Here is a 21950-nt window from a genome sequence, read left to right as displayed (position 1 = left end):
GGAGCCTGTGCATGTTTAATTTTTCCTATCAAAATCCCACCCGTATTGTGTTTGGTAAAGATCAGATCAGCGAGCTGACTAATCTGTTACCCAAAGATAAAAAGGTACTGCTGATCTATGGCGGTGGCTCAATCAAGCGTAACGGCGTTTATCAGCAAGTGGCCAAGGCTCTGGCTGACGTCAGTTTTATTGAATTTGCCGGCGTTGAGCCAAATCCGGCTTTTGAAACCCTGATGCGGGCAACGACGTTAGTGAAAGAGCAGGGAGTTGAGTATATTCTGGCGGTCGGCGGTGGCAGCGTAATTGATGGCGCCAAATTTGTTGCCGCTGCCGCCGTATTTAACGGCGATCCCTGGGATATTCTGGCCAAGGGTGCCAAGGTCACAACGGCAGTGCCGCTGGGTTGTGTACTGACGCTGCCGGCGACTGGCTCGGAGAGTAATGGCAATTCAGTCGTAACCCGCTATGAAACCCAGCAAAAACTGGCCTTTAGCAGTGAGCTGGTGTTCCCGCAATTTGCTATTTTGGATCCGACTGTCACGTACAGTTTGCCACCGAAGCAGGTTGCCAATGGCGTGGTTGATGCTTTTGTGCATGTGATGGAGCAGTATCTGACCTATCCGGTCAATGCACCGGTACAGGACCGTTTTGCTGAAGGCTTACTGCAAACCCTGATTGAAGAGGGCCCGAAAGCGTTGGCGGAACCAGAAAACTATGACGTGCGCGCTAATGTGATGTGGGCCGCGACCATGGCACTGAATGGCCTGATTGGCCAGGGCGTGCCGCAGGATTGGGCCACTCATATGATTGGCCATGAAATTACTGCGCTCTATGGCTTGGATCATGCACAAACCCTGGCGATAGTGTTACCGGCACTGATGCAGCAACAACGCGCCACTAAAGGCGCCAAGTTACTGCAATATGGTCAGCGGGTCTGGCAACTACAGCATCAGGACCAAGAGCGGCTGATTGACGAGGCCATCAGCCACACCCGGCAATTCTTTGAGCGGATGGGCGTACCTACCCGTCTGGCTGACTATGGTATCAAAGCCGATGCCGTCGATAAGCTGGTCGACAAACTGGTGCAGCATAAGATGATTAAGCTCGGCGAACACCGGGATATCACGCCGGAAGTGAGCCGCAGTATCCTGCAACGGGCGCTGTAACTTAGAATAAACAGCCGTTTTTCCTTAAAGACGGCTGTTTTGCTTTTGTAATCTGCCGGCTTTTGGTCTAATAGCGGCCATTAAGAACAATGATTGATTGAAGAGTGCAGAGCATAATATGACCTCAATTGGGATCTTTGGTGCCAATGGCCGTATGGGCCGGGCTTTGGTGACGGTAGCAAAAGAACAGCAATTACAGCTCGCTGCGGCAACGGTGAGAGCAGGTTCAGAGTTAATAGGTCTTGATGCAGGAGAGCTGGCCGGCTGCGGTAAAATCGGGCTGGCGCTAAGCGCTACTGCCGCCGCGGCAGTGCAGCAAGCTGACGTCTGGGTCGATTTTACCATGCCCGAGCCGATGTTAGCCCAGCTGGCACTCTGCGTGGCTGAACGTAAAGCCATGGTGATTGGCGTCACCGGCTTAACCGATGCCCAGTATCAGCTGATTCAACAAGCCAGCACACAGATCCCGATTGTCTGGGCGCCCAATATGAGTGTCGGCGTGAATTTGCTGCTACATCTGGCTCAAACTGCCGCCAGGGTGATGGGGAATACGGCGGATATTGAGATTATCGAAGCGCACCACCGTTTTAAAAAGGACTCGCCATCGGGTACCGCCATGGCGATAGGTGCCAGCATTGCCCGTAGCCTTGGCCGTAACCTGAACGAGGTTGCCGTCTATGGTCGCGAAGGCATGATTGGAGAACGGCCGCAACAAACTATTGGCTTTGCTACAGTAAGGGGCGGCGACATTATTGGCGATCACACCGCGCTGTTTGCAGATCTTGGCGAAAGGCTGGAAATCACCCACAAAGCATCAAGCCGTAACACCTTTGCGCAAGGCGCACTGCGCGCTGCTTTATGGTTGCAAAATAAGCAGCCAGGACTTTATACCATGCAACAAGTGCTAGGTTTGCCAAAGTTAGATTAAACTTTTGCGGCATTTAACAAAAAAACGTGTTAAAGCCGCTATTTTTGTAAAAACAAAAAATAGTCATAGCCAAATTAGCGCTTATCACCTAAAATAAGCAGGTTTGCCCGTACGCTCGAAGATTTCCTGGTTTTGTTATCATTACCGGGAACTGTTAGCGCACGGTAAATACGGGTATCAGAATTTTAGGTCAAAACGGGTTGTAAAACGCCACTGGTTTTCGCCCGTTTTTTGCTGTTTGGAGGTTATTTTGACTAAGTCCGCCCTGCTCGTACTGGAAGACGGCACCGTATTTCGCGGTACAGCCATTGGCGCCGAAGGAGTTTCTGTTGGTGAGGTAGTATTTAACACCTCGATGACCGGGTATCAGGAAATTTTAACTGACCCCTCATACGCAGAACAAATTGTGACTCTTACCTATCCTCATATTGGCAATACCGGAACCAATGAGGAAGATGAGGAATCCGGTAAGATTTGGGCAAAAGGCCTGATCATCCGTGACCTCCCGCTGTTAGCCAGCAATTTCCGCAACCAACTCTCTCTTAGTCAATATTTACAAAACAACAATATTCTCGGCATCGCCGATATCGATACCCGCAAATTAACCCGGATCCTGCGTGAAAAAGGCGCCCAGAATGGCTGCATTATGGCCGGTGATAATCTGGATGAAGCTAAAGCACTGCAACTCGCCAAAGGCTTTCCGGGTTTATCGGGGATGGATTTGGCAAAAGAAGTCACTGTCAGCGTACCTTATCAGTGGACCGAAGGTAGCTGGCAGCTGGGCGTGGGCCATCAGGCCGCTGCCGCCGAGCGCTTCCATGTCGTAGCGTATGACTTTGGCGTGAAACGTAACATCCTGCGTATGTTAGCGGACCGCGGTTGTAAACTGACCGTAGTACCGGCGCAAACCCCTGCTGCTGACGTACTGGCCTTAAACCCGGATGGTATTTTCTTATCTAATGGCCCGGGTGACCCGGCACCTTGTACCTATGCTATCGAAGCCATTAAAGCCTTTTTAGAGACCGATATTCCGATCTTTGGTATCTGCTTAGGTCACCAGTTACTGGCCCTGGCCAGCGGCGCTAAGACGGTAAAAATGGCGTTAGGCCATCATGGTGGTAACCACCCGGTACAAAACTTGGACACCAAACGGGTGCTGATTACTGCGCAGAACCACGGTTTTGCGGTAGAAGAAGCCAGTTTACCGGCTAACTTACGCGCTACCCATAAATCGTTATTCGACGGCACCCTGCAAGGGATCCACCGTACTGATAAACCGGCATTCAGTTTTCAAGGCCACCCGGAAGCGAGCCCAGGCCCGCACGAAGCCTCAGAGCTGTTCGACCACTTTATCGCGCTGATGCAAAAAGCCTAAGCAAAGAGAATTACGGAGATCTACTGCAATGCCAAAACGTACCGACCTTAAAAGTATTCTGATCTTAGGCGCTGGCCCAATCGTTATCGGCCAGGCCTGTGAGTTTGACTACTCAGGCGCTCAAGCCTGTAAAGCTTTAAAAGAAGAAGGCTACCGCGTTATTCTTGTGAACTCTAACCCGGCCACCATTATGACCGATCCGGAAATGGCCGACGCCACCTATATCGAGCCAATCCACTGGCAGGTAGTAGAAAAGATTATCGAAAAAGAGAGCCCGTGCGCTGTACTGCCGACCATGGGTGGCCAGACAGCACTGAACTGCGCGCTGGATTTAGAGCGTCACGGTGTACTGGCGAAATACAACGTCGAAATGATCGGCGCCACGGCGGATGCCATTGATAAAGCTGAAGATCGTAGCCGCTTCGATAAAGCCATGCGCTCTATCGGTTTAGCCTGTCCACGCGCTGGTTTAGCCCACTCGATGGAAGAAGCCTATCAGGTACTGGAAACGATCGGTTTCCCTTGTATTATCCGCCCGTCATTCACCATGGGTGGCTCAGGTGGCGGTATTGCCTATAACCGTGAAGAATTTGAAGAAATCTGTACCCGTGGTCTGGATCTGTCGCCGACCAAAGAGCTGCTGATTGACGAGTCGTTAATCGGTTGGAAAGAGTACGAGATGGAAGTGGTGCGCGACAAGAACGATAACTGCATTATCGTTTGTTCGATTGAAAACTTCGATCCGATGGGCGTTCACACCGGTGACTCGATCACCGTAGCGCCGGCGCAAACCCTGACTGACAAAGAATACCAGATTATGCGTAACGCCTCGTTGGCGGTACTGCGTGAAATCGGTGTTGAAACCGGTGGCTCGAACGTACAGTTCGGGATTAACCCGGTCGATGGCCGGATGGTCATTATCGAAATGAACCCGCGGGTATCGCGCTCATCAGCACTGGCCTCAAAAGCCACTGGCTTCCCAATCGCCAAAGTAGCGGCCAAGCTGGCGGTAGGTTATACCCTGGATGAACTGGCGAACGATATTACCGGTGGTGTTACCCCGGCGTCATTCGAGCCAAGTATCGATTACGTCGTTACCAAGGTGCCGCGCTTTAACTTTGAAAAATTTGCTGGCGCCAACGATCGCTTAACTACCCAGATGAAATCAGTGGGTGAAGTAATGGCCATCGGTCGTAACCAGCAGGAATCATTGCAAAAAGCCCTGCGTGGTTTAGAGATTGGTGTCTCAGGTTTAGATCCGATCATTGATATCAATGCCTCGGAAGCCAAAGAAAAGATTATCCGTGAACTGCGCGAGCCGGGCGCGCACCGTATTTGGTATATCGCCGATGCTTTCCGCTTTGGTATGAGCATGGACGAGATCTTTAATCTGACCAAAATCGACCCCTGGTTCCTGGTGCAAATTGAAGATCTGGTAAAAGAAGAGCAAGCGCTGAGTGTTGACGGCTTTGCTGCGCTCGACGAAACCCGGATTGCCCGCTTAAAACGCAAAGGCTTTGCCGACAAGCGCATTGCGGAAGTGCTTGGCGTCAGTGAAACTGAAGTACGCAAAAAGCGCTACAGCTACAATATTCACCCGGTGTATAAGCGGGTTGATACCTGTGCGGCGGAATTTGCCTCTAACACCGCTTATATGTACAGCAGCTACGACGAAGAGTGTGAAGCGGCGCCAAGTAACCGCGATAAGATTATGATTATCGGTGGCGGCCCGAACCGTATCGGCCAGGGTATCGAATTTGACTATTGCTGTGTGCACGCGGCCTTAGCGCTGCGCGAAGACGGTTACGAAACCATTATGGTGAACTGTAACCCGGAAACCGTTTCTACTGATTACGACACCTCAGATCGGCTGTATTTCGAACCAATCACGCTGGAAGATGTACTGGAAATCGTGCGCAAAGAACAGCCAAAAGGTGTGATTGTGCAGTACGGTGGCCAAACACCACTAAAATTAGCCCGCGCCTTAGAAGCGAACGGCGTACCAATTATTGGTACTTCTCCGGATGCAATTGACCGCGCTGAAGACCGTGAGCGTTTCCAGCAGGCAGTTAACCGCTTAGGCTTAAAGCAACCGAAAAACGTCACTGTTACCAGCTTTGATGAAGCTCTGGCCAAAGCGCCGGAAATTGGGTATCCGATGGTGGTGCGCCCGTCTTATGTACTGGGCGGCCGGGCAATGGAAATCGTTTATGACGAGCAGGATCTGCGCCGTTATATGAATGAAGCCGTAAGCGTATCCAATGACTCGCCGGTACTGCTGGATAACTTCCTGGATGATGCTATTGAAGTTGATATCGATGCCATCTGTGACGGTAAAGAGGTCGTGATTGGCGGCATTATGGAACATATCGAACAAGCCGGTGTGCATTCAGGTGACTCGGCTTGTACGCTGCCACCACATAGCTTGTCGCAGCAAATTCAGGATCTGATGCGTGAGCAGGTCCGTAAACTGGCACTGGAGCTGGGCGTAGTTGGCCTGATGAATACCCAGTTCGCAGTCAAAGATGGCGAAGTGTACTTAATTGAAGTTAACCCGCGTGCTGCCCGCACCGTGCCGTTCGTCTCGAAAGCCACCGGTGTTGCCGTAGCCAAAGTCGGTGCCCGCTGCATGGCAGGCCGTTCGCTGGCAGAGCAGGGCATTACCAAAGAGATTATCCCACCGTACTTCTCGGTAAAAGAAGTGGTGATCCCGTTTAATAAATTCCCGGGCGTCGATCCGATCCTTGGCCCGGAAATGCGTTCTACCGGTGAAGTAATGGGGGTAGGTAATACCTTCGAAGAGGCCTTTGCGAAAGCGGAACTGGGCTGTGGCATTGTGATCCCGACCGGTGGCCGTGCCTTGCTTTCTGTACGCGACAGCGATAAAGTGCGCGTGGTTGAGTTAGCTAAACGTATGGTGGAATCTGGTTTTGAACTGGATGCCAGTGGCGGTACGGCAGCAGCCTTAAAAGCAGCCGGTATTGAGTGCCGTGTAGTCAATAAAGTGTTCGAAGGTCGTCCGAATATGCTGGACCGGATTAAAAACGGTGAATACAGCTATGTGGTAAATACCACCGAAGGGCGCCAGGCCATAGAAGACTCCAAAATGCTGCGTCGTGGCGCCTTACAGCATAAGGTAAACTACACGACAACGCTGAATGCCGCTTTTGCTACGGTAAAAGCCAATGCGGCCAGTGCTTTTGCTAATGTCGTATCTGTACAGGAATTGCATAAGAGAGTTAACGGATGAGTTTAATCCCGATGACAGTTCAGGGCGCAGAAGCACTGCGCGCTGAGCTGAACGAGCTAAAAACGGTAAAGCGCCCGGCGGTGATCCTGGCGATTGCCGAAGCGCGTGCGCATGGCGATTTAAAAGAAAACGCTGAGTATCATGCCGCCCGTGAACAGCAGGGTTTTATTGAAGGCCGCATTCAGGATATTGAAGCCAAGTTGTCCAATGCGCAAATCATTGATGTGACCAAGCTGCCAAATAGCGGCAAGGTGATCTTTGGCGCTACCGTCACCATTCTGAATCTGGATACGGATGAAGAAGTGACCTACCGCATTGTCGGTGATGACGAAGCGGATATTAAAAATAATCTGATTTCGGTGAATTCACCGATCGCCCGTGGCCTGATTGGCAAAACAGCAGATGAAGTGGTTAATATTACGACGCCCAAAGGCGTGGTGGAATATGAAATCACGGACGTACAGTATCTGTAAGTTTTAAATTCTGCATTAAAAACGCCGGCGCTGATGCCGGCGTTTTTTTAGCCCCAAAACCAGCGGCCGTTTTTAACTAGCCCTGCTATCAAGCCAGCAAAGCCGGCTGTCGCACCACCGAGCATGCCAAACCAACACCAGAGCAGATTATTGCGATACTGCCGTTTTGCCGCTGCACTCTGTGCGGCTTTCTCCCGTTGTTCGCGCAGATAGCTATAGGCGCGATAACGGGTGATCTGGCGCAGCCAGGGCAAAAAGCTGGCCGGATTCTGCAGGCTGTTCAGTTGCTGCCAGGCAGCAATAAATACCTGCTGACAGACTTCTTCACTGGCATCTAAATCTTTCACGATCGCCAGTGCAATACTGCTAATACCATTTTGGCAGCGCTGTACCAGGCGGCTAAAGGCCTGCATATCGCCGGCGATGGCAGCGCTAACATCGGGTTGTAACTGTTGTTCCAGGATAATTAACATAATCAGCTTACTCCTGTAACGCCGAACGCAGCGTGCTGATAAACCACTCTGGCTCATCCAGTATCATAAAATGGCGGCTAGTAGTATTCATCAGCAGGGTGCCATTAGCAATGCCGGCAATTTGCTGCTGATAAACCCGCAAACCTGGCATAGTAAGTTGGTGAGTGAAAACTGGGACGCGCCTATCGTACTCACCACTATGGTGCAGTTTTTGGAAACCTTGCTAAGTGGTGGTACCCGTGGTGTCAGGCGGTTACATCAACTGGCCAATAGTGTGATTGTGTTTGATGAGATCCAAACCCTGCCAATTAACTGCATTCATTTATTTAATAACTCGCTTAATTTTCTGGCAGCGCATTGTAAAACAACAGCGGTGCTTTGCACCGCAACACAACCGTTGTTACATCAGGTCCCAAATGAACATAAAGGAAGGCTTCACCTGCCTGCAGGCAATGAACTTATGCCTGATATAGGCGAGTTGTTTCAGCAGCTAAAACGGGTAGAGATCCTGGACAAAACAACGGTCGCGGGCTGGTCTTTAGAAGAAATAACTGCTCTGGCGCTTGAGCAAATGCAGTTAAAGACAAGCAGTCCTTATTTAGGCGAGCTCTGCTCAATCTTATCAAGGCTCACCCGCTGAAAGACAGCGTGGCAGGAAAAAGACAACGAGCCTATTGGGATGATAAATTTAGGGCAGAAATATTGTTTGGTTGATTTTCAAACAAAGTATGTTCCCGCCCTGTTCGATGGCTGTAATTTTATCTTGTATACACAACTTTATCTTGTATACACAACTTGATCTTGCAATCCTTTTGCAACTCAGTATATTGATATGATTCGTTTACTAAAGGATGACCTGCTTAAGTTATGCAACGCGCTATCGTTTGGTTCATTATGACAACGCTTCTGTTGTTACCGTTTTCCGGTAACGGCAGCGTCGTGATGGACCATGATAACATGAGCGCAGCGCAAGTCGTCATGCCAAAGAATGCAAGTGATCAAGACCATTGCGAACAAATGGCTGCGCGACTTGCAGAAGTACGCGCCCATTATGCGGCGGCAGCCAATGATCTGGCTGCGCCAGAAGATTGTTGCGATGAAGCACTGGATTGCGCGAGTTTTTGCGGTACCGATTGTGGCCATTGCGCCATGAGCGGTCATGGTTGTAGCGCCGCGTTGACCGCCTTTTCTTGGCTCCAAGCTCCACATTTTGCTTCAGCAATGAACGCAACACCCTCGTTCTACACGCTTCTTAACGGACAACCCACTCCGCCACCTATTATTGCCTGAATCTATCGACTTATTGGGTCGTGATTTTCGCTTTGCTGCGAAGCACGACGACTTAGATAGCTTTTCAGGAGTTTTTTATGCGGTTTCACTCTGCATTTGCACAGACCAAGCGCTGTTTTAGATTTGCTTCGCTATGCGCTTTAGCATTTCTTGTCAGTGGCTGTGCGAGTTATCAGCCAGATTACGATGCGATCTACGCCTCCTCGACCACTGAAAATCGGGCGCGTGCATGGGTTGTTCCTGTAGACGCCGATATGCGCGCGCTCATTCAGCAAGCTCAGTCTTATCATCCTGCGGTTCAAGCGGCCTTAGCCGATGTAGAGAGCGCAAGGGCTGAATTAATTAGCGCAGGTGCGTTCATGGACCCCGAGTTTACCTTGACCCAAGGGTTGAATGATACCGGTTACCGAACCCTAGGCCTTAGCCAAGAGATCCCTGTATTCAATCGCCGCAGTATGGCTATCGAACAGGGCAAAGCTACATTACGCGCGGCCAAAGCGCAATTAGCACAAGCACAAGCTGATGTGGCAGCGAATGTCGTTGCAGCTTTTAGCGAGTATCTCTATGTGCGAGACAGTGTGGCATTACAGCGGGAGTTGGTCGTAATTCAAGAGCATTTTGTCGCTGTGGTTGAGCAACAATATGCTGCCGGAAGTGCGGCGATGAGCGATTTACTACGAGCACAAAACGCCCTCGATGAGGCACGCAGTGAGTTAGATAATCTGCAAGCGGCACAAACGTCACAGCAGGCTCGCCTAAATGGTGCTCTAGGACGTGATGCACGTGCTGCCTTACCTGACCACTTTGACCTTGAGCAAACCCATGCCGAATTTGCCGCCTTGCCGGCGGAAATCAGCGATTTATACCAACTGGTGCAAGAGCAAAACGCTGGGCTACGCGCCACGCAATACGAGCTGGAAGCCTTGCAAGTAGCTCGTGATGTGGCAGGCACAGCGGGCTTGCCGCGCCTGATGGTAGGTATGGAGTATATGGATACAGATATGGGCGACGGTACGACCGCCGGTATGGTATCTGTTTCGCTGCCTATTTGGCGGAATAATTATCGCGCGCAACGCGCTGCTGCCGATGCAAATTTTCAAGGTGGCTTAGCACGCCTTGAAGCTGCACGTCTGGATGCTCAAGCGGCACTTAGCATTGCGTTATTTGAATGGCGTGAGGCGGAACGTAATCGCGCATTGTACGGAGATGTGCTTGTGCAGCGCGCCGAACAAGCCTTGGCTTCCGTGCTTGCTAAATACACTAACAATAATGCGACCTACGCCGATGTTGTGACAAGCCAACAAGAGTGGCTTGGTTTCTCGCTTGCGTACCGTCGCGCGCTAGCTAACCAGCTAGCGGCCCTTGCAACTATTCAGGCACTGATCGTGCCCGTGCACGAGGTGGACTAAATTTATGAAAAAACTTACAACTGTTCAATGGGTTGCTACAGGCTTTGTAGTGATCACTGCAGGCACACTGGCGTTGGGTTTGGCAATGCAGACACCGGGTCACCAACATGCTGGCCATGCCGATCATGCGGCCCATGCAAATCATGAAGATCATACAGGTCATGACCATGACCTTGCTGCCGCGTTTTCCGCTGAAACACAGGAATACACCTGTTCTATGCACCCTACATTTCGCAGTACGGACCCAAATGACCGCTGTCCGATTTGTGGTATGGAGCTGATACCGGTCAGTGGCGGTCGTGGTGGAGAAGGCCCAACCGAAATCGAATTCTCTGGACGCGCTTTAGCGTTGCTTGGTGTGCAAACTGAGCCGGTTCGGCGTGGTGATGCAGAACAGGTCATCCGTTTAAGTGGGCAACTAGAGTTTGATGAGCGCGCCTTAACCAGCATCAGTGCGTGGACCGGTGGGCGGATTGAGCGTCTTTATGTCAATTATACCGGCGCCTATGTTGAAGCAGGTGCACGTCTTGTGGAGCTCTACAGCCCCGAATTGTTTGTTGCCCAGCAAGAGCTTTTGCAGGCGACCCGGCAAGCCAATCAAGATGCACCAGCGTTCTTGCGCGATTCCCAGGCGACCACCTTACGCGCTGCAAGAGAGCGTTTGCGCTTATTGGGCTTATCGAACGAGCAGATCGATGCCGTCATCACACGCGGTGAAGCACGTGATCGCATTACCATCCACGCTCCTACGGCTGGTTTAGTGGTCACCCGTAATGTGAGTCAAGGTGATTATGTCAACACCGGTGATGTCATTGTTGAACTCGCAGACGAGCAACGCATGTGGGCATTGTTCGAAGTATTTGAGCGAGATTTAGGTGCGATACAGGTAGGCCAGTATCTGGAGTTTTCTGTGCAAGGCCAGCGTGAAATGTTGCATGGCGAAGTGATCTCAATTGCTCCGCGGATTGACCCAGAGCGACGCACGCGCACGGTACGTGTGGCGTTAGAGGTTGGTGAGCAGGCGCTCAGTGCGGGAGGCTTTACCCGAGCCGAGGTACACATTACTCAGTCAGACAAATTAACCATACCTACTTCGGCAGCGCTCCTTACAGGGCGTCGAGCAGTGGTCTATGTTGCCCTCGGCGAAGGACGTTTTGCACCACGTACAGTGGAATTGGGGCAACGCTTTGGCGACCGTTTTGAAGTTATAGATGGGCTTGAAGAAGGCGACACTATTGTTAGCCGAGGTGCGTTCCGGATTGATAGTGAATTGCAGTTACAAGGTCGTCCGAGCATGATGTCGCCCGAGGGTGAGCACGCTGGTGGGCACGATCAGGGACATGATCACGGTCATGGTCATGATGCACATGCGCAACACAATGATCACGGGGCGCATGAGATGGCAGCCATGGACGAGCTCGCGGTGACTGGTGATTTCTCGCAAGTTGATTTATCCGCGGTTACGGATGCTTATATGGGCATGTGGGAGGCCTTACATTCCGATGACTTATCGGCATGGCAGAGCAGTGCGGAAATCTTCTTCGCAGCGCTTGATGCGACGCAGTGGCCAGCCGCGAGTGAGGCTGTATACGAGCTATTGGCGACCGGAAAGGGCCACGCGCATCACATAGGAAATATCAACACAGCACGTGATCAATTCTTCGCCCACTCCCAAGGCATGATCGCGCTCGCTGAAGCCGGGGTGTTACCTAACACCATCTATTTGATGTATTGCCCTATGGTACGTCGCGGTCAAGGCGCGCATTGGTTGCAACCAAGCTCAGGATTACTGAACCCGTATTTCGGTGCCAGCATGTTGCGCTGCGGAGACGAATTAGAGCGGTTTGAGGAGCAATCGTCATGATCCGTTGGGTGCTTGAAAATAAGTTAATCGTCGCCCTGTTAAGTGTGGTGATTGTTGTTGCGGGCTTGATTGTCTCGCCATTCCCTTCCGATAGTTCATTACCGCGGTCACCTGTGGCGGTGGATGCAATCCCCAATATCGGTGAAAACCAGCAAATCGTTTACACCGATTGGCCGGGCCGCTCGCCACAGGATGTCGAAGACCAAGTGAGCTACCCACTATCCGTCCAGCTCATGGGCGTGCCTGGGGTGAAGGATGTGCGCACCTTGTCGATGTTTGGTTTTTCGACCATTTCGATTATTTTTCATGATGACATCGAATTTTATTGGTCGCGTGCGCGGATTCTCGAAAAACTCTCGAGCTTGCCCGCAGGAACCTTACCAGAGGGTGTGCAGCCGGCATTAGGGCCCGATGCGACCGGTTTAGGGCAGGTGTTCTTGTACACATTAGAGGGACGCGATCCGCAGGGAGATCCCATCGGTGGTTGGGATTTGGATGAATTACGTTCAATCCAAGATTGGTTTGTTCGTTACGGGTTACTTGCTGCCGAAGGCGTTAGCGAAGTCGCGTCAGTCGGCGGTTTTGTGCGCGAATATCAGATTGATGTCGATCCAGATGCGTTACGTTATTACGATGTCAGTCTTGAACAAGTCATGGTCGCAGTTGCCGAGGCCAACCTCGACATAGGCGCGCGCACTACCGAGATTAACCAAGTCGAGTACATCGTGCGTGGTATTGGCTTTATTCGAACTCTGGCTAACATTGAGCAAGCTGTAGTTCGTTTAGGTACAGACAACATTCCCATTCGAGTTGCTGATGTGGCAACGGTGGGGCTTGGCCCAGCAGAGCGTCGCGGTGCGCTGGATGTAGCGGGCGCTGAAGCGGTCGGGGGAATTGTGACCGTGCGAGAGGGCTTTAACCCACTCGCTGCGATCGAGAACACCAAGCAACGATTGGATGAAATTGCGCCTTCGTTGCCTGCGCGGGCCGTCATTGATTGGTCGCAAGTCGGCCCAACTGAAGTACAGCGCTTCGGTCAAGCACAAGGTTTACCGAACTATACCAGCGGTACTTTGCGCTTTGACGACCATGCACAACAAGCATGGACCACATGGTTACAACAACATCCACAGGACCGCTGGCCAGAGTGGCTGAATCTAAGCCAAGTCACTGTGGTACCTTTTTACGACCGCTCTAACCTGATCATGGAGACTTTAGGGACCTTAAGCGATGCGTTGACGCAGCAATTACTGATTACAGCTGCCGTTGTGTTGCTTATGCTTTTACATGTTCGCGCAGCGCTGACAGTCGCTGCAATGTTGCCGTTGGCCGTGCTGTTGACCTTTATTTGTATGCGCTTACTAGGTGTAGAAGCAAATATCGTGGCGTTGGCAGGTATCGCAATCGCGATAGGGACCATTGTGGATATGGGCATTATCGTGACCGATAATGTGCTGCGTAGACGCCAACAAGGGCTCGATGAAAGCATCCAGCAAACCATTCTAAAGAGCACTAAAGAGGTGGGGCCAGCAGTCACCACTGCGATCGCCACCACAGTGATCAGCTTCTTGCCGGTATTTACCATGACAGGAGCCGAAGGCAAGCTCTTTGCGCCACTTGCCTACACTAAAACCTTGGTGTTGCTCGCGGCGATTGTTTTGGCTCTGGTGCTGATTCCCGTGCTTCTACGCTTCTTATTGAGCGATAGGCTGCGTGGTATAGATCTGTGGCTGGCGCAACGGCAAAGCGCTTACCGTGTTGTGTACGGGTTGCTTTCCATGAGCGTACTGATCTTCTTAGCCAATCTTTGGGAACCGCTCGGACCCAACGCAGGTAGCTTACGCAATCTGCTCTTTGTGATATTGATGTTCGCCTTCGTCGTCGGTTCTTTCACGCTGATCATTCGCTTCTATGAACCCATGCTACGTTGGTGTTTGCGGTTTAAGGCTATCTTCCTTGCCGTGCCAGCGCTCGTGATTGCCGCAGGCTTGGCCACTGTCCCGGGGCTTGGACGAGAGTTCATGCCGTCGCTGGATGAAGGGGCATTCCTTCTGATGCCAACCACGATGCCACACGCGTCGATTGGGGAAGCACTCGATGTGCTGTCTATGCAGGATCAGGCGATTGCTGCGATTCCAGAAGTGGAGACCGTGGTGGGTAAGATAGGGCGCGCAGACACGGCATTAGACCCTGCACCTGTTTCGATGATCGAAACAGTGATCACCTATAAGAGTGAGTTTAAGACTGACGCGCAAGGTCGACGTCTAAACTTCCGGGTCGATCGTAACGGAGATTTTGTGCGCGATCGGCAAGGCCAGCTGATCGAGGACCGACGTGGACTCCCCTACCGTCAATGGCGCGACCATATTCAGTCACCCCGTGACATCTGGGATGAAATCGTCCTTGCTGCCGACGTCCCGGGGGTTACTTCAGCGCCTCGCTTACAACCGATTGAAACGCGTCAGCTCATGTTACAAACGGGGATGCGTGCGGCGATGGGCGTTAAAGTTCAAGGCCCTGATTTGGCAACCTTAGAACAAGCGGCTTTGGACATTGAGCAAGCATTGCGCAATGCGCCAGGCGTAAATCATAACTCGGTGAGTGCTGAACGTGTCGTGGGTAGCCCCTACCTTGAGGTGCTGCTCGACCGTGAACGCATCGCACGTTATGGACTGAGTATTAACGCGGTGCAAAACACCATTGCGGCGGCGATCGGAGGGGTCGAGGTAACCACCACCGTCGAGGGTCGCGAGCGCTATCCAGTGCGTGTGCGCTATCAGCGTGAATTACGCGATGATCCTGATGCGATGGCCTCTATCTTGGTGACAGCTGCGAATGGTGCGCAAATTCCATTAAGCGAGTTGGCGAACATTGAATTTGCCCGAGGACCGCAAATGATTCGGTCCGAGAATACCTTCCTGACCGCTTATGTAACCTTCGGTGCCGCGGCTGGTTTTGGTGATGTGGATGCCGTTGAGGCGGCAAGAGCCTACCTTGAGCAAGCACGCGAGTCTGGCGAACTGCGACTGCCCACAGGTGTAAGTTATACCTTCGCCGGCAGTTATCAACAGCAACAAAGTGCGATGGAAACCCTGCAAATTGTGATTCCACTGTCGCTCACCTTGATCTTCATTTTGCTGTACCTGCAGTTTAAGCGGGTGAGCACCGCGTTGATGGTCTTTTCGGGTATTGCGGTCGCTTGGTCAGGTGGTTTCATCATGCTCTATCTGTATGGCCAAAGCTGGTTTGCCAATTTCACCATCCCGGGCATTACGCAAGGCGTGCCCTTACGCGAGATCTTCCAATTCCAGGTGACACACCTAAGCGTAGCGGTATGGGTTGGGTTCTTGGCCCTGTTTGGGATTGCAGTAGATGACGGCGTGGTCATGGCTACGTACCTCAAACAGTGCTTCGAGGAAGGAGTAACTGATACCGTCGAATCCATTCGCAACCGCGTGGTCGAGGCGGGGTTGCAGCGTGTTCGGCCCTGCATGATGACCAGTGCAACCACAATATTGGCGCTTTTCCCCGTGCTGACCGCAACAGGGAGGGGGGCGGATTTAATGATACCTATGGCGATTCCGACAGTCGGTGGATTGACCTTTGTGGTGCTCAGCATGTTTGTGGTTCCGGTGTTGTATAGCTGGCGCGAGGAATGGCGCATGCGATAAGAGAATAAGCGCTCTTTTGCGACGGGAAACGGTACCGAAAGAGCGCTCTTATTAAATCATTTTGATTTAAGAAATAAATTTTAATTCTAAAAAGTAATATAAGTATTCAATACAACTAAGTCAGAGGAATGTGCATCACCAGCGATTAAATGCGAGAAATTCAGCCATTTAGTTTTGGTTATTAAGTATACAAGAGGTCAGGGATGATCTTCTTGGGAGCCTCCTATGTTTATAAAAATAATTAAAATCAATAATTTGAATGTGGCAAAGCAAGATAAAGAAGTTGCATATACAAGTGGTTTGCTGCTATCAATAGATTGCACATAAAAACAACAAAGGCATATACCGGAGGAAACATGAAAATGCATAAGTTATCACTCGTTGCTATGGCGGTTGCAGTTAGCGTTGCACCTGGCATCGTGTGCGCACAAGAGGCTCAGGATACGATGGTTGAGGATCAACGTGTCGAGCGAATTTCGGTGACAGGTTCTCGTATTCAGCGAGCTGAAGCATCGAGCTCTGCGCCCATCCAGGTTTTTACTGCCGAAGATATCGAGCTTTCTGGAGTAACATCGATGGAGTTGCTGTTGCAACAAATGTCCGCTTCCGCGGGTTTTGGCGGAAATCAAACGAGCGCGTATTGGACTGGTGGTGGTTGGGGAACTGCACAAATCAATTTGCGTGGACTTGGTGTGAACCGCACGCTTGTTCTGTTAAATGGTCGCAGAATGGTGAATGGTGGTACAGGGGCTAATGCTGCTGTCGATTTAAACACCATCCCGGTCAGTATGATCGAGCGCGTTGAGGTACTCAAAGATGGTGCCTCAGCTATTTACGGTGCTGATGCAGTTGCTGGTGTGGTGAACATCATTACCCGTAAAAACTTCGAGGGTGTGATGGTGGAAGGTCGCTTTGCTACCAGTGATGAATCTGATGGCGAGGAAACCTCTCTGAACTTGATGTTCGGCACACAATCAGACCGTGGGCGCTTAACTACAACCTTAAGTTATCGCTCAACAGAAGCGGTTAACATGGCTGACCGAGCGCCTTGTGCCTTACGCGAGGTAGCTCCTGGCGAACTCGGTTGTTTTGGTAGCGCCTCGACACCGGGTGGTCGCGCTGTGTACACGAGCGGGCCGAACACAGGGCAACAAATTAACTTTAACCAAACTCCGGGTGGTGACCCCAAAGGTTTTGAACCCTACAGTGCGGCTATTCATAACGTCAATTCGAATCCATTTTTGAATGCCGTGAATCCGGTTCAAACCCTAAGTTTTTCAGGCTTTGGTGATTACCGAATTGGCGATGAAACCTACGCTTTCACAGAAGTGCTTTATAATAACCGCCGCTCGAACCAAATTGGCGCGCCGGGCACGATTCGTGACATCAATTATGCAGCGGATCACCCCGATAACCCCACGGGTGAGTCAATCCGTATTGTGCAAAGACGGCTCGACGAAGCAGGTGGTCGTGGTTTTGAGCAAGACGTACATACTTTCCGCGTTGTCGCAGGTCTAAATGGGCTATGGCGTGATCATTGGAATTGGGAAGTTGCCTATAATTTGGGCCGTACCACGGGCGATGATGCCAGCACAAATATTGTAAATCTTGAGCGTTTGGGGCGTGCCATTAATCCCACCACCTGTGGTGCGGGAGTCCCCTGTGCTGATTTGTTGGGATTTGGCAATATTTCACAAGAAGCGCTCGATTATATCTTGTTCCGTATCAATAATACCGGTGGCAACGAACAGCGCAGCTTCACTGCAAATATCACCGGCGATTTATTCGAGACTCGCATGGGTGCAATCCCAGTTGCTTTTGGTATCGAACATCGTAAAGAGCGTGGTTGGCGCGACCCTGATTCCTCGGTGGTTGCGGGTATCATGAATACCAACCGCCAGGAGCCCTTGAGCGGTCAGTATACGGTCTCTGAAGCTTATGTCGAAACCTCAATTCCTGTCTTGGCTGAACGGAGCTTCGCGGATTTAGTGACTGTGGATCTTGCTTATCGTTTTTCGGACTACGATACCTTCGGAAGTGATGGCAATTATAAGGTCGGCCTCCATTGGACGGTTCATGAGGGTTTGAAATTCCGTTCCACATATTCGACAGCTTTCCGAGTTCCGAATATTCCAGAACTGTTTGGTGGTATTGGCGAAGGTAACTTAACCACGACAGATCCATGTTCAGGCTGGGATCTGCCGGGAGCCAACCCAACGGTAGCAGCAAATTGCCAAGCAGATGGTGTGCCTGCAGGTTACGTACAAGCTGGCGGTAATGTGCTGACCCAGACAGGCGGGAATCCTGCCTTGATGCCAGAGGACGCAAAGACTTTTACCGCAGGTTTAGTGTGGGATGTTCCATTTGCTGATGGTTTACAATTCACGCTCGATTACTTCGACCTGAAAATCGAAAACGCTATCCGCAGCGTGGCGGGTTCAACCAAGTTATCTGCTTGTTATAACTCGCAAAACTTATCTCACCCGTTCTGTAGTTCCGACACCTTTACCCGGGACCCCCTCACCGGCGCGGTAAACTTTTTATCGGCACAAGCGGACAACGTGGCGACCGAGACCATATCTGGGGTCGATGCGGCGGTCTATTACCGCACCGAGCTCATGGGGTTAGATGCACGTTTCAATTTTAATATGACGTACCTTGATGATTACACGGTCGAGCCATTCCAAGGTGCCGCGGCAATTCGTTATGCCGGCCGCATTACTGGAGGCAGTGGAAGTTACGCTCGCTTGCGCTCAGACGCTTCAGCGACCCTTTCTGGTGAGCAATGGCAAGCACACTACAGCGTCCGCATGATTGGATCTGCGCGTGATATCAACGCCAGTGAAGGCGATGTCGGCTACCGTGTGAGTAACGTGTTCTACCATGATATTCAAGGAAGCTGGTTCTTCAACGATAACTGGACGTTGAGCGGCGGTGTGAGCAACTTGTTCGATAAAAAAGCGCCGTTTGTTCAAAGCTGGACAGATGCTAATACAGATACCATGACCTATGACCTACTCGGTCGTCAGCTGTATGTGAAGCTTCGTTATCAGTTCTAAGCTTGTTGGCGGCAGGGCGTTGCCCTGCCGCCCCATGTTGTTGAGGTTATTTATGCATATTCAATCCACCAGCTTCAGAATTTGGCATCGCTGGCTGTCTTTAATTGTTGGCCTGCAAATGCTGATTTGGGCGATTTCCGGCGGCTATATGGTGTTCTTTAAGTTACCGTTTATCCACGGTGTACACCTAACGCAAGCCGCTGATCAACCGATTCAAGAAGCTAGCCAACAGGGTCACTTTCTGGAGGTTTTGAAACGCTACCCAGAAGCGCATGATGTGCGTTGGGTGAATCGTTTTGTACAGGGCCGTTACCAAGACCTTTTTCAAGTCCATGCGGGTGAAGAGAAGTTCCTAGTTAGTCCTGATTCATTCACTAGGCTGGAGCTGACGGCTGCAGATATCCGTGCCCTGGCGGAACGCTATTACAAAAAGGGCGAGCCTCGTATTACCCAAGTCCAGTTGCTGCGTGACCAAGCACCGTCCGAGCTGAATCCGAATCACCTACCTATTTGGCGAGTAGATTTTGACGACTTCGGTAATACCAGTTTGTACCTGCACCGTGCAACGGGTGAAATGACCGTGCGGCGACATGATTTTTGGCGTGGTTTCGATATCATGTGGATGCTCCACATTATGGATTATAAAGATCGCACTGATATTACCACGTGGTGGTTGCGTGCCTTCATCCTAGCGACCTTTGCATTTACTTTTACAGGGACCATTTTAGTCCTGCAGACTTTGCGTACATCGAAGAGGAAGCCGCTATGAAATTTCTCCAATGGCTTCATCGCTGGACTAGCCTAATTATCTTGGTACAACTTTTATTGTGGACGATCAGCGGTTTGTATTTTGCGCTGGTGGATCACCATGGTATGAAGGGGCACCAATATCACCAACATGCCGAGCTTGAGCCGCTTTCCGTTGAAGCATTTGCGCAAATGGATGCACGTTGGTGGAAAGATTTTACCGCGATCACCTCGTTACGCGGTCGCAAAATAGAGGGTATTCCTCAGTTGGTGATCGAGCATGCCGAGGGTACTTCTTATCTTGATGGGCGCACCGGAGCGCCGTGGCAAACACATCAAAACTTAGCGGTGGCTATCGCTAATTCAACTTATTCCGGCCCTGGTGCTCCCTTGCAAGTGACGCCTGTCACTGCCACACGCGATTTACATGGTTGGCAGGGCAATGGCTTTCGAATCGATTATAACGATGATTTAAACACCCGCGTTTATGTCGATCGCGACTCAGGCACCGTCCTCGACCACAGAAATACTCCCTGGGTGGTTGCGGACTGGATGTTCAGGTTGCACTTTATGGATTACACCGGTGGCCGGAGTTTTAATCATGTGGTGATCGTAAGTGCGGGGATTCTGACACTGTGGTTTGCTCTCTCGGGCTTTATTTTACTCGCTAAGCTCTTAAGTACCGGCGAGATGCGTATTAACTTACGTAAAGCATCATTACAGGTGCATCGAGCAGGGCAACAACACACCTTGGTGGGACGCCAACAACAAACGGTTTTACAAGTCTTGCAGCAACATCGTATGCCGATAGAAAGTGGTTGTGGCGGTGGTGGAACCTGCGCTTTATGTAAGGTGAAAGCTTCTTCTTCAGCACCGATTACAGCGGCAGAGCGCGATTTACTGAGCGCCTCAGAGCTGCAGGAGGGTTACCGTTTAGCCTGCCAGCACGGCTTAGATAAACTATCGACGGTCGAGATTAAGGCATTGGATGTGCAACGTCATGAGCTGAAGCTCGTTGGCACGCGTTGGCTCACGCCTATGTTAAAAGAACTGCGATTCGTGAGTGGGCAAAAACCTGTGGCCTATCAAGCCGGCCAATACATGCAATTCTTAATTCCTGCAGCAACCACAAAACGTCGAGCTGAGGATATTCCAGAAGCTTTCAAATCGGCTTGGAAGTATATGCCCACGGGTGAAATGCAACATAGCGCGGTGCGTAGAAGCTATTCTATGGCCAGTTGCGAGGCGTGTGTGGATGGTCAACATGAGCTGATCTTTACCGTGCGCTATCAACCACCAGCGACCGGAGATTGCGAGCCAGGTATTGGCGCAACTTATTTGTGCTCTATGCAGGTCGGGCAGAGCATTGAAGCTGAGGGGCCTTATGGCGAGTTTTTGCGTCAAGTAGAATCTCCTCGCGAACTCTTTTTGATTGGTGGTGGTGCAGGTATGGCACCTTTACGCGCGATACTACAGGAAGAGCTGCAAGATGCAGGGCCTCGGCATGTGGTTTATTTCTATGGTGCGCGGAATCGTCAGGAGTTGGTGTACCACGAGGAATTATTGAGCTTGCAACGGTACGGACAAGTGCACTATGTGCCAGTGCTTTCTGAAGCGCAGACACAGTGTCAGTGGGACGGAGCTCAAGGTTTTGTGCACGAAGCGGCGCTTGCCTATTTAGCAGAGCATGACTGGCAGCGTTTCGATTTTTATCTGTGCGGTCCTCCGCGCATGCTCAAGGCAACGCGGGAGATGCTAGCACAGCTCGGTGTTGCTAAAGAACGCATCCGTTTCGACGATTTTGGCATATAGTTAATCAGCAGCTGGCGGTTGAGTTTGTCGTTAACTAAAGTCACCAGAACATCTGACAAGGCCACTGGGCCGGTCAGATGTTCTGGTATGCCCTAAATAACTGCTCCTAGTTGTGATACACCCGTTTTAGTCCATGCTTGCCGCCTGGAAACGGTGCGGCAGTGTCCATAAAGTAGTAAATCATCCATGTTTTTGCACTGATGATTCCGGGTTATCGTCTCGTGCAGAGCATGCCACAGTTTTTCAATTTTGTTATGCCATGGGCTATAAACCGGCAAGAACAGTAACTTGAACTTTGGGTTGTCGCTCAGCCACTTATGCGTTTTTTTTCTCTTGTGGATGATGTAATTATCCACGATTAACCGAATGCTCTTGGCCCGACGATATTGGCCTTTAAGTTTTTCCAGCAACGCAATAAATAAGTCACTGGTCT

Annotated in this window: 15 protein-coding genes and 1 pseudogene; 13 read left to right on the top strand and 3 right to left on the bottom strand. The window is 51.0% G+C overall.

All coding sequences use genetic code 11. The annotated features are described in order from the left end of the window. Positions 1 to 11 precede the first annotated feature (11 nt). The 5 genes from AAY72_RS06770 to greA all read left to right on the top strand — a co-directional run bounded on the left by AAY72_RS06770 (position 12) and on the right by greA (position 7192). On the top strand, positions 12 to 1166 hold the full coding sequence (locus AAY72_RS06770) for an iron-containing alcohol dehydrogenase (RefSeq protein WP_057786280.1): 1155 nt from the start codon (positions 12 to 14) through the stop codon (positions 1164 to 1166). A gap of 118 nt (positions 1167 to 1284) precedes the next feature. Continuing rightward, a complete protein-coding gene (dapB, locus tag AAY72_RS06765; RefSeq protein ID WP_057786278.1) occupies positions 1285 to 2094 on the top strand; it encodes a 4-hydroxy-tetrahydrodipicolinate reductase in 810 nt (269 codons plus the stop codon). A gap of 250 nt (positions 2095 to 2344) precedes the next feature. Beyond that, a complete protein-coding gene (carA, locus tag AAY72_RS06760) occupies positions 2345 to 3469 on the top strand; it encodes a glutamine-hydrolyzing carbamoyl-phosphate synthase small subunit (protein ID WP_057786275.1) in 1125 nt (374 codons plus the stop codon). A gap of 28 nt (positions 3470 to 3497) precedes the next feature. Further along, a complete protein-coding gene (gene carB, locus AAY72_RS06755; protein WP_057786273.1) occupies positions 3498 to 6719 on the top strand; it encodes a carbamoyl-phosphate synthase large subunit in 3222 nt (1073 codons plus the stop codon). Beyond that, positions 6716 to 7192 (top strand): transcription elongation factor GreA, encoded by a 477-nt coding sequence (greA, locus tag AAY72_RS06750; RefSeq protein WP_008608787.1) that lies wholly within the window; start codon positions 6716 to 6718, stop codon positions 7190 to 7192. Before carB ends, greA begins: the two co-directional genes overlap by 4 nt. A gap of 47 nt (positions 7193 to 7239) precedes the next feature. Here greA and AAY72_RS06745 read toward each other — a convergent pair whose 3' ends face one another. Further along, positions 7240 to 7665: an RNA polymerase sigma factor gene (locus AAY72_RS06745; RefSeq protein WP_057786271.1), complete on the bottom strand. Its 426-nt coding sequence runs from the start codon at positions 7663 to 7665 to the stop codon at positions 7240 to 7242. A 7-nt stretch (positions 7666 to 7672) separates the two neighbouring features. Then, positions 7673 to 7816, bottom strand: coding sequence for a hypothetical protein (locus AAY72_RS16700; RefSeq protein WP_231728919.1), 144 nt, complete (start codon positions 7814 to 7816; stop codon positions 7673 to 7675). A 60-nt stretch (positions 7817 to 7876) separates the two neighbouring features. Here AAY72_RS16700 and AAY72_RS06740 point away from each other — a divergent pair, with 60 nt between their 5' ends. From AAY72_RS06740 to AAY72_RS06710, 8 genes are all read left to right on the top strand, one after another. Further along, entirely contained in the window at positions 7877 to 8305 is a 429-nt protein-coding gene (locus AAY72_RS06740) for a hypothetical protein (RefSeq protein WP_197408379.1), read from the top strand. A gap of 227 nt (positions 8306 to 8532) precedes the next feature. Then, complete coding sequence (locus AAY72_RS16695; RefSeq protein ID WP_138984195.1) at positions 8533 to 8955, top strand: hypothetical protein; 423 nt, start codon at positions 8533 to 8535, stop codon at positions 8953 to 8955. Between the two features lie 77 nt (positions 8956 to 9032). Further along, positions 9033 to 10364, top strand: coding sequence for a TolC family protein (locus tag AAY72_RS06735; protein ID WP_057786269.1), 1332 nt, complete (start codon positions 9033 to 9035; stop codon positions 10362 to 10364). Positions 10365 to 10368: 4 nt separating this feature from the next. Then, positions 10369 to 12228, top strand: coding sequence for an efflux RND transporter periplasmic adaptor subunit (locus tag AAY72_RS06730; protein ID WP_057786267.1), 1860 nt, complete (start codon positions 10369 to 10371; stop codon positions 12226 to 12228). Beyond that, positions 12225 to 15899 (top strand): efflux RND transporter permease subunit, encoded by a 3675-nt coding sequence (locus AAY72_RS06725; RefSeq protein WP_057786265.1) that lies wholly within the window; start codon positions 12225 to 12227, stop codon positions 15897 to 15899. The genes AAY72_RS06730 and AAY72_RS06725 overlap by 4 nt, the downstream gene beginning before the upstream one ends. A 356-nt stretch (positions 15900 to 16255) precedes the next feature. Beyond that, complete coding sequence (locus tag AAY72_RS06720; RefSeq protein WP_231728918.1) at positions 16256 to 18958, top strand: TonB-dependent receptor; 2703 nt, start codon at positions 16256 to 16258, stop codon at positions 18956 to 18958. A 52-nt stretch (positions 18959 to 19010) separates the two neighbouring features. Next, the gene (locus AAY72_RS06715; RefSeq protein ID WP_057786295.1) at positions 19011 to 19727 is read left to right on the top strand and encodes a PepSY domain-containing protein; all 717 of its coding nucleotides are present in this window, start codon (positions 19011 to 19013) and stop codon (positions 19725 to 19727) included. Continuing rightward, positions 19724 to 21517, top strand: coding sequence for a 2Fe-2S iron-sulfur cluster-binding protein (locus tag AAY72_RS06710; RefSeq protein WP_057786263.1), 1794 nt, complete (start codon positions 19724 to 19726; stop codon positions 21515 to 21517). The genes AAY72_RS06715 and AAY72_RS06710 overlap by 4 nt, the downstream gene beginning before the upstream one ends. Before the next feature lie 106 nt (positions 21518 to 21623). Here the strand turns inward: AAY72_RS06710 and AAY72_RS06705 are convergent. Continuing rightward, a pseudogene (locus tag AAY72_RS06705) lies at positions 21624 to 21950 on the bottom strand (transposase); the annotation flags it as partial.

The sequence above is a fragment of the Alishewanella sp. WH16-1 genome (assembly GCF_001441695.1).
In the GTDB taxonomy this organism is placed as follows: domain Bacteria; phylum Pseudomonadota; class Gammaproteobacteria; order Enterobacterales; family Alteromonadaceae; genus Alishewanella; species Alishewanella agri.
The sequence above is the reverse complement of the archived record's forward strand: the minus strand, read 5'-3'. Positions and strand labels throughout refer to the sequence as shown.